Below are 7,180 nucleotides of genomic sequence, written 5' to 3'. Positions count from 1 at the left end.
TTCTCGTCGACGATCGAGCCGCGCGAACCGTACTCGATCCGCGAGTTCTGGAGACCCATCGACAGCGACTCGTCCACGTGCTCGCGGGCGCTCACGACCTGGATGTCGACCAGTCGGATGACGAAGGCGACGAGGACGATGAGGACGATCGACAGTGCCACCAGGGTGCGCCGTCGGGGGGAACGGGAAAGCGGCGTCGTCTTCGGCGTGGCCATGTGCTTATCGTGTCGCAGGGGTCGGCAGACCGTCGCTGATCGGCGGGGGTGTCGCGGAGGCCGCGGGCGCGGAGGGCGTGTCGGTCGGAGCCGCGCCGGTCGCCGGAGCCGGTTCGGCGGCCTTCTGCGGGTCGGTCACGAGCGGCACTCCCGAGATCAGGGCGTTGCGGACCGATCCCCGACCCATGGCATCCACCGATGACGTGCCCTCGGCGGGCTTGCCCGCGCCGACCACGGCTCCGTCGCTCAGGCGCAGGTACGTCGGCGTCTCGTCGATCACCATGCCGAGCGCCGCGGCGTTGGCCGCGAGGTACTGGGGAGAATTCAGCCCCGCGACGTCGTCGTACAGGATCTGCTTCTGGTAGGTCAGGTCGCGCTGCTGCTGCGTGAGCGACGCGATCTCGAACGAGCTCTGGGTCGTCAGGATCGACAGTCCCATCTGCACGAGCGCGATCAGCACCGCCCCGAGGACGGCGACGACGCCGAAGGCACGACGGGGAACGCGACGGCGTGCCGGCGCGTCGACGACGTGCAGGCGTCGGGGCTCGCGTACCGGGACCGGGAACTCCGGCAGGAACGCCGCGTCGATGGTCTGGGGAGCGCTCATGCGTCCTCCTGGATCCGCTCGGCCGCGCGCAGTCGCACGGGGGTGGCGCGCGGGTTGACCGCACGTTCTTCGTCACTGGCGAGCTCGGCCCCCCGCACGAGCAAGCGGAATTTGGGTGCGTGCTCGGGCAGCTCGACCGGCAGCCCGCGCGGGGCGGTGGAGGTCGACGCGTCCGCGAAGACGCGCTTGACGAGCCGGTCCTCGAGCGACTGGTAAGACAGCACGACGATGCGGCCCCCGACCCCGAGCACGCTGAGGGCGGCCGGGATCGCGCGTTCGAGCACCGACAGCTCGGCATTCACCTCGATGCGCAGCGCCTGGAAGACACGCTTGGCAGGATGCCGCTCGCGCAGCACCGCGGCCGGCGTCGCCGCCTGCAGCACGTCGACGAGCTGGCCGGACCGCTCCAGCGGCGCCTGCTGGCGCGCGGCGATGATGGCCCGGGCGTAGCGGGCGGCGAGCTTCTCCTCGCCGTACCGCTCGAAGATGCGGCGGAGGTCGCCCTCGCCGTACGTCGCGAGGACCTCGGCGGCGGTCACGCCCGATGTCTGGTCCATGCGCATGTCGAGCGGGGCGTCCTGCGCGTAGGCGAACCCGCGCGCGGCCTCGTCGAGCTGCAGGGAGGAGACACCGAGGTCGAACAGGATGCCGTCGACCTTCTCGACGCCGGCGGAGGCCACGGCATCCGCGATCCCGTCGTAGACGGTGTGGACGAACGTCGTGCGCCCCTCGAACCGGGCCAGACGCTCCCCCGCGATGCGGAGGGCGTCGGTGTCGCGGTCGAGGCCGATGAGGCGGGTGCCGGGGAAGCGCTCGAGGAACGCCTCGGAGTGGCCGCCCATACCGAGCGTCGCGTCGACGAAGACGGCGCCGTCGCGCTGCAGGGCCGGAGCGAGCAGTTCGGCGCAGCGCTCGAGCAGCACGGGGGTGTGGATGTCGCGGATGTCCATGATGACGGGGCGGGATCGCGGGCTCTGATCCCCATCCGCTCGACCTGGCACCGGGGAAGTGGCGTCAGGGCGTGCGGCTGGGAATCACAGCCGGCGATCAGAACAGTCCCGGGATCACCTCCTGCTCCATCTCGGCGTAGGTCTCTTCGTTGCTTTCGGCGTAGGCGTTCCAGGCCGCGGCGTCCCAGATCTCGGCGTGGGCGCCGACACCCGTCACGACCAGTTCGCGGTCGAGCCCCGCGTAGGCGCGCAGCGCCGGGGGGACCGTGATCCGGTTCTGCCCGTCGGGCTTCTCGGCGCTGGCCCCCGAGAGGAACATGCGCAGGAAGTCGCGGGCCTGCTTGTTGCTGAGCGGCGCCTCGCGGATCCGCTCGTGCACGCGCTCGAACTCCTCGGTGCTGAACACGTAGAGGCAGCGGTCCTGCCCCCGGGTGATCACCACTCCGGCGCCGAGGTCGTCACGGAACTTCGCGGGCAGGATGACGCGCCCTTTGTCGTCGAGCTTGGGAGTGTGCGTGCCGAGCAGCATTCGGGCGTCCACCCCCTTCGTCCGGCCTGCGAAGTTTCCCCCACTTTACTCCACCGCCCTCCACTTCGCTATCGAAACGTGGCCCTTTCCCAGGGATGCCGAGGCGTGTATGGTCCGCTCCCCCTCGACGCCGTGGCCGCGGGATCCGCGGAATCACGCGGCCACGCACGCCCGGGGGCGCCCTCGGTGGAGGAAAAGGGAGGGATTCCGGGCATCACCCGAGAGCGTGGGCGTCTCACCCGCCGGCATCCCTCCCCCTCCCCGCGCTCACGTGGGCACAAAAAAACACCGGCTCCGAAGAGCCGGTGTTCTCGAGAAGAAGCGGAGGGTGTCAGTGCCCGTCGTTGCGGCGGTCCCAGCGGTCGTTCATGCGGTCCATGAAGGATCCACCCGACGCGCGCGGGCCGCGCTTGGTCGACGCCGACCGAGCCGAGGGCAGACGCGAGGAGTTGCGGGTCGGGGTGACGGCGAAGACGACGCCGCCAACCATCACCAGGAATCCGACGACACCGACCGCGATGCCGAGGACACCGGTGTTGAATCCGATCGAGACGCCCGCGATGAGAGCACCGAGACCGGCGAGCACGAGGATCGAGCCGAGGACGATGTTGCGGTAGCTGAGCGCGCGACTGGGGGCCGTGACGACGTCGGAGAACCGTCCGCTGGTCACCGGTGAGGTGTCGCCGCGCGGGGCTCTGACGTTCGCATGGACGCTCGCCGTCGTCTCGACCGTGTGGCTGTGGGCGTTCACCAACGCGCTGGCGGCCGGACTCTCGGCCGCGGCCATCTTCTTCTACGTCGTGATCTACACGATGATCCTCAAGCGCCGCACCGAGCAGAACATCGTCTGGGGCGGGATCGCCGGCTGCTTCCCGGTGCTCATCGGCTGGTCGTCCGTGACCGGCTCGCTCTCCTGGGCGCCGTTCATCCTGTTCGCGTTGGTGTTCCTCTGGACGCCCCCGCACTACTGGCCGCTGTCGATGAAGTACGCCGACCAGTACGAAGAGGTCGACGTCCCCATGCTCGGCGCCACCCGCAGCGGTTCGCAGGTCGGACTCCAGGTGATCCTGTACGCGTGGGCCACGGTGGCGTGCTCGCTGCTGCTCATCCCGGTGGCATCCATGGGGCTCGTCTACAGCGTCTCGGCGCTCGTGTTCGGCGGTTGGTTCGTCTACGAGTCGCACCGCCTGTACTCGCGGGCCGTGCAGGGCGCGCAGCCGCGGCCGATGCGCGTGTTCCACGCGTCGATCACCTACCTCACGCTGTTGTTCGTCGCGATCGCGATCGACCCGCTCCTGCCGTTCTGAGTTTCCGGAACCCACGAGAAACGCCCGCCCCCGAGGGGGAACGGGCGTTTCTCGTCGTTCGGGGTGATCAGGAACGCGTCGGGTCCCCGTCGGCGTCCTTCTCGAAGGGAACTGCCTCGGCGGGAGCCGGAGCGTCCGACGGGGTCTCGACGTCCGCGTCCTCGAGGACGAGGGGCGCGGCCGGCGCGGTCGTGGCCGCTGCGGCCACGGTGGGGGCGGCGGCGAACGGGGCCTCGGGTGCGCTCTCGTCGTCGCTCGTCCAGTCGATCGTCTCCACCGAGACATCGGGACGCGGGCGGGTCGACACGACCGCCGCGACGGCGAGGGTCGTGAGGATGCCGAGCGCACCGGCTCCGAGGAGCGCCGCGCCGACGATCGCCCACGACTGGGCGACGTAGACGGTGACGACCGTCGCGTTGGGGTCGTTCAGCACGGCCTGCATCGCGGCGATCTGCTGGAAGACGATGACGAGTCCGCCGATCACGGAGGCCAGGGAGAGCACCAGGAGCACCCAGAACGGGATGCTGGTCACCAGGCGGGGACGGGTCTGCATGAGAGGAACTCCTTCGATTCCCGGGCACGGTCGGCACGGGTCGCAACAGAGTCTCGCACCCACCGGTGCGTGGACTCTGGGCGCTCGATGAAATCCCTATGAACGCGCTAAGGTCAGCGCTGCGCGGCCCCGACGGCGTCCCGCCGGCCCACGGAACCCGGGGCGACCGGGGCCTTCAGTCGCAGGACGACGACCGTCATGGTCGCCGCGGCGAGGGCCGCGAGCACCATGTGCACGCCGACCGCGAGCTCGGGGAGGCCGTTGCGCGCCTGGTAGAGGCCCACGGCGATCTGCACCAGCTCCACCGCGAGCAGCGCCGTCGCCCAGCGGCGCACCGGGAGCCGCAGACGCCACGCGAGCGCGACGATGACGAGCGTCAGAGCGAACAGGGCGTAGCCGGGCCACGCGTGGACGTGCTCGAGCACCTCGGCGTCGAAGCCGTTGCGCTGCACGGCCGCCGCGTCTCCGGAGTGCGGGCCCGCGCCCGTCGTCAGGACCCCGAACACGACGGTGAGGGCCAGGACACCGGTCGTGACGTGCACGAGACCGGCGAACCACGCGGGGACGACGCGCTCGCGCGGGGCGGCGGGGAGGTACATGAGGACGAGGAACGCCGCGCACACCGTGACCAGGACCACCGAGGCGATGTAGTGGAACCCGACGATGAAGGGGTTCAGGCCCGTCAGCACCGTAATGCCGCCGACCACGGCCTGCGCGACGATTCCGCCGAGCACGATCAGGGCGAGTACGAACATGCCGCGGCGGTCTTTCCGCATCCGCCACATGAGTACGACGACCGCGAGCGCGAGGAGGCCGACAACCCCCGTGAGCGTCCGGTTGCTGAACTCGATGATGCCGTGGATGCCCATCTCGGGGGTGTTGACCAGGGAATCCGGCGTGCAGCGCGGCCAGGTCGGGCAGCCGAGCCCGGAGCCGGTGAGGCGGACCGCTCCGCCGGTCCCGATGATGAGCACCTCGGCCACGAACGACAGCCACGCGAACACGCGGACGCGCCGGTCGGGGTGCGTCGGCAGCCAGTCGACGAGGCGTCCGAGGACGCGGGGGGACGAAGCGGTGGACATGCGCGCAGCCTCCTGGCGGCGGGGCGCTCGGGTCGCGGCGGCGGGTCTGCGCCGTGCCGGGAGCGGGTCTTGCCTGTAGAATCAAAGGGTCTTCGGGTGCAGCGCTCGCGCGTCCCGCACCCCTGACAGTCTAGGCGCGCAGCCAGCGCCTTCGAGCGGGCCCACCAGCGACGTTCCTGTGACTCCGACCGGAGTCGCTGCCGGAATGTCGGGGCGGATGACACCGTTGTGGCCCGAGAAGGAGAGTGACCACCATGTCCGACGTGCTCATCGACCGTCCCGAACTCGAGGGACTGGGGGTGTACGAATTCGGCTGGCACGACACGGATGCCGCCGGTGCCGTCGCCCAGCGAGGCATCAATGAAGAGGTCGTGCGCGGCATTTCCGCGCTGAAGTCCGAGCCCGAATGGATGCTCAAGACCCGTCTCAAGGGCTATCAGCTCTTCGGTCGCAAGCCCATGCCCACGTGGGGCGCGGACCTGTCGGAGATCGACTTCGACAACATCAAGTACTTCGTGCGCTCGACCGAGAAGCAGGCGCAGTCGTGGGAGGACCTCCCCGAAGACATTCGCAACACGTACGAGAAGCTCGGCATCCCCGAGGCCGAGCGTTCGCGCCTCGTCGCCGGCGTCGCCGCCCAGTACGAGTCCGAGGTCGTCTACCACCAGATCCAGGAGGACCTGGAGGCGCAGGGCGTCATCTTCATGGACACCGACACGGCGCTCAAGGAGCACCCGGAGTTCTTCGAGGAGTACTTCGGCACCGTCATCCCCGCCGGTGACAACAAGTTCGCGGCGCTGAACACCGCGGTGTGGTCCGGCGGGTCGTTCGTGTACGTCCCGAAGGGCGTGCACGTCGAGATCCCGCTGCAGGCGTACTTCCGCATCAACACCGAGAACATGGGCCAGTTCGAGCGGACCCTGATCATCGCGGACGAGGACAGCTACGTCCACTACATCGAGGGCTGCACGGCTCCGATCTACAAGAGCGACTCGCTGCACTCGGCCGTGGTCGAGATCATCGTGAAGAAGAACGCCCGCGTGCGGTACACGACGATCCAGAACTGGTCGAACAACGTCTACAACCTGGTCACCAAGCGCGCCGTCGCCCACGAGGGCGCGACGATGGAGTGGGTCGACGGCAACATCGGCTCCAAGGTGACGATGAAGTACCCGTCCATCTACCTCATGGGCGAGCACGCCAAGGGCGAGACCCTGTCGGTTGCCTTCGCAGGCCCCGGCCAGCACCAGGACGCCGGCGCCAAGATGATCCACATGGCGCCGTACACGCAGTCGTCGATCGTCTCGAAGTCGATCGCCCGCGGCGGCGGTCGCGCCGGTTACCGCGGTGAAGTGCGAGTGGATGCCAACGCCCACCACTCCGCGAACACGGTGCGCTGCGACGCGCTGCTGGTCGACACCATCTCGCGCTCGGACACGTACCCCGCGATCGACATCCGCGTCGACGACGTGCAGCTCGGTCACGAGGCCACCGTCTCGAAGGTCAGCGAGGAGCAGCTGTTCTACCTGCAGTCCCGCGGTCTGCCCGAGGACGAGGCCATGGCCATGATCGTGCGCGGCTTCATCGAGCCGATCGCCCGCGAGCTGCCGATGGAGTACGCCCTCGAACTGAACAAGCTCATCGAGATGGGCATGGAAGGATCCGTAGGCTAAATGTCGACTGCGACCCAGACCCCCGCCGCCGCGGCGGAGGGTCATATCGACCCTGCCGCTCTGGTGGCATCCGTCGTTCCCGTCCAGACCCGGTCGGAGCGTCCGACGTCGTTCGACCCGAGCGACTTCGGCACCCCGACCGGGCGCGAGGTCAACTGGAAGCTGAGCCCAGTCGACCGGCTCGCGCCGCTGTTCGTCGACGAGGCGGAACGCGAGGGGATCATGCGCGTCGAGGTCTCCGCGCCCGACGCCGGGAGCAGTGCG

At 69.3% G+C, this 7,180-nt stretch carries 7 protein-coding genes and 3 pseudogenes; 3 read left to right on the top strand and 7 right to left on the bottom strand.

The genetic code is table 11. From position 1 onward, the window contains the following. The 5 genes and pseudogenes from I5G_RS09515 to I5G_RS21650 form a co-directional block, all read right to left on the bottom strand. Positions 1 to 215 (bottom strand): annotated as a pseudogene (locus tag I5G_RS09515) (penicillin-binding protein 2); the annotation flags it as partial. A 4-nt stretch (positions 216 to 219) separates the two neighbouring features. Continuing rightward, positions 220 to 822, bottom strand: coding sequence for a hypothetical protein (locus I5G_RS09510; protein ID WP_022878854.1), 603 nt, complete (start codon positions 820 to 822; stop codon positions 220 to 222). After that, complete coding sequence (gene rsmH, locus I5G_RS09505; protein ID WP_022878853.1) at positions 819 to 1,772, bottom strand: 16S rRNA (cytosine(1402)-N(4))-methyltransferase RsmH; 954 nt, start codon at positions 1,770 to 1,772, stop codon at positions 819 to 821. Before rsmH ends, I5G_RS09510 begins: the two co-directional genes overlap by 4 nt. A 97-nt stretch (positions 1,773 to 1,869) precedes the next feature. Next, the gene (gene mraZ / locus I5G_RS09500) at positions 1,870 to 2,301 is read right to left on the bottom strand and encodes a division/cell wall cluster transcriptional repressor MraZ (RefSeq protein WP_022878852.1); all 432 of its coding nucleotides are present in this window, start codon (positions 2,299 to 2,301) and stop codon (positions 1,870 to 1,872) included. A gap of 331 nt (positions 2,302 to 2,632) precedes the next feature. Then, positions 2,633 to 2,971 (bottom strand): DUF3040 domain-containing protein, encoded by a 339-nt coding sequence (locus tag I5G_RS21650; protein WP_022878851.1) that lies wholly within the window; start codon positions 2,969 to 2,971, stop codon positions 2,633 to 2,635. On the opposite strand from I5G_RS21650, the pseudogene I5G_RS21645 reads away from it, so the two are divergent. After that, a pseudogene (locus I5G_RS21645) lies at positions 2,949 to 3,608 on the top strand (heme o synthase); the annotation flags it as partial. The gene I5G_RS21650 and the pseudogene I5G_RS21645 overlap by 23 nt on opposite strands. A gap of 67 nt (positions 3,609 to 3,675) precedes the next feature. Here I5G_RS21645 and I5G_RS24030 read toward each other — a convergent pair. Together I5G_RS24030 and I5G_RS09480 are read right to left on the bottom strand one after the other, a co-directional pair. Further along, positions 3,676 to 4,161, bottom strand: a complete 486-nt coding sequence (locus tag I5G_RS24030) for a hypothetical protein (protein ID WP_022878849.1) — start codon at positions 4,159 to 4,161, stop codon at positions 3,676 to 3,678. A 113-nt stretch (positions 4,162 to 4,274) separates the two neighbouring features. After that, entirely contained in the window at positions 4,275 to 5,243 is a 969-nt protein-coding gene (locus tag I5G_RS09480; RefSeq protein ID WP_022878848.1) for a heme A synthase, read from the bottom strand. Positions 5,244 to 5,497: 254 nt separating this feature from the next. Between I5G_RS09480 and sufB the strand changes: the two genes are divergently transcribed. Further along, positions 5,498 to 6,916: a Fe-S cluster assembly protein SufB gene (gene sufB / locus I5G_RS09475; protein WP_022878847.1), complete on the top strand. Its 1,419-nt coding sequence runs from the start codon at positions 5,498 to 5,500 to the stop codon at positions 6,914 to 6,916. Next, positions 6,917 to 7,180: pseudogene (locus I5G_RS21635) on the top strand (Fe-S cluster assembly protein SufD); the annotation flags it as partial. It lies immediately after the preceding gene.

The organism is Microbacterium sp. B19, assembly GCF_000333395.1.
GTDB lineage: Bacteria > Actinomycetota > Actinomycetes > Actinomycetales > Microbacteriaceae > Microbacterium.
The sequence above is the reverse complement of the archived record's forward strand: the minus strand, read 5'-3'. Positions and strand labels throughout refer to the sequence as shown.

Excerpts from the sequence above, each read along its gene's own strand:
- I5G_RS09510 (WP_022878854.1), bottom strand. The coding sequence starts at position 822 with ATGAGCGCTCCCCAGACCATCGACGCGGCGTTCCTGCCGGAGTTCCCG.
- rsmH (WP_022878853.1), bottom strand. The coding sequence starts at position 1,772 with ATGGACATCCGCGACATCCACACCCCCGTGCTGCTCGAGCGCTGCGCC.
- mraZ (WP_022878852.1), bottom strand. The coding sequence starts at position 2,301 with ATGCTGCTCGGCACGCACACTCCCAAGCTCGACGACAAAGGGCGCGTC.
- I5G_RS24030 (WP_022878849.1), bottom strand. The coding sequence starts at position 4,161 with ATGCAGACCCGTCCCCGCCTGGTGACCAGCATCCCGTTCTGGGTGCTC.
- I5G_RS09480 (WP_022878848.1), bottom strand. The coding sequence starts at position 5,243 with ATGTCCACCGCTTCGTCCCCCCGCGTCCTCGGACGCCTCGTCGACTGG.
- sufB (WP_022878847.1), top strand. The coding sequence starts at position 5,498 with ATGTCCGACGTGCTCATCGACCGTCCCGAACTCGAGGGACTGGGGGTG.